Origin of the sequence: Pedobacter namyangjuensis, from assembly GCF_003313325.1 — a bacterium.
Taxonomy (GTDB): domain Bacteria; phylum Bacteroidota; class Bacteroidia; order Sphingobacteriales; family Sphingobacteriaceae; genus Pedobacter; species Pedobacter namyangjuensis.
Map to the genome: position 1 here is coordinate 1 of NZ_QMHQ01000014.1, position 1,165 is coordinate 1,165.

General features: G+C 37.3%; 1 protein-coding gene. It reads right to left on the reverse strand.

Annotation, left to right across the window (positions count from 1 at the left end; translation table 11 throughout):
- Positions 1 to 2: 2 nt before the first annotated feature.
- Positions 3 to 785, reverse strand: coding sequence for an O-methyltransferase (locus DUT69_RS18980; RefSeq protein WP_113637262.1), 783 nt, complete (start codon positions 783 to 785; stop codon positions 3 to 5).
- Positions 786 to 1,165 lie beyond the last annotated feature (380 nt).

The window sequence follows — 1,165 nt, forward strand, 5'->3', positions numbered from 1 at the left end:
CATCAGTATTTTAATTTGAAATGCTCTTTGGCTTGGCCTTTTTTGAAATACACCAAACCTATCCAAAATAAGTCTACAGTTACCGTAACTTTTGGATGATCTTTAATTTGCTCCCAAGCTTGTTTCATCCCTTCGCTCCAGTAAATATCATCAAAAATTAGCAAAGTGTTTTCGGTTATTTTTGGCAAACACCATTCAAAATAATTTAATGTAGCTTCTTTGGTATGGTTGCCATCAATGTAAACAAAATCCAATTGTTGGCGCTCGTCAATTGCCTTTGGCAGCACATCGTTAAAATTGCCTACTTGCAGTTCAATGTTATCGAGGCCTAGTTCGTTAAAGTTTTGGTAAGCTACTTCAGCAGTTTGCGGGCAGCCCTCAATGGTTAAAATGTTGGCTTGTGGTGCCGCCTTTGACAAGTAAGCGGTTGTAATGCCCAAGCAAGTACCCAATTCTATTAAATCGTTAGCGTTATGATTAGCCGCTAGGCGATAGATTAACTGTGCCAAACGTGGCGATTTTAGGGCGTTTTTAGCAATTTGCGCCACCTTTTTAGTTCTGTTTTTATTAAGATGTGAACCAGCTCCTAAATCAGTAACGGTGATTTGCCTTTGGTCAGCCAAAAGTTTTTTTCGCTGCGCCTCTATGGCTTTGTAGCTATTTTTTTCAGAAAAGTCGTAAATTACCTCATCGGCCAGTTTATAGACAAACGGCGAGTGGGTTCCATGACGTGTTTTAGCGGTAAATTGATGTTTGAGGTAATCGGCGAAAAATTGTAGAACCATGTTGTAAAAGTAGAAAGTTTAAAGTACAAAGTGAAACACAATGAAATTAGTTGGTGTAGGAAGAAACCTTAATTGCGTTGATTTGTTTTTTGCATTTACTTTGTTAAATAAACCCGATTGAAGTGTAAATACTTTTTGTTGTGCAACTCCTTAAATAAGCTGTTATGCTGAGCTTGTCGAAGCATTTGTTGCGATGAAATAGGTTTTGACGATTTTTAGGATGAAACGAGTTTAACAAAAAGATTGAAACTGAAAGCGGGGCTGCTGTAAGCGATGAAATAGCGGCTTTGATTTTCAAAAAATATAGAACACAATAATTGTTAGAAAGGTGTAGCGCATGAATAATGTTGCAGAAATAGATGCTTTAGTGAAACTTTTGG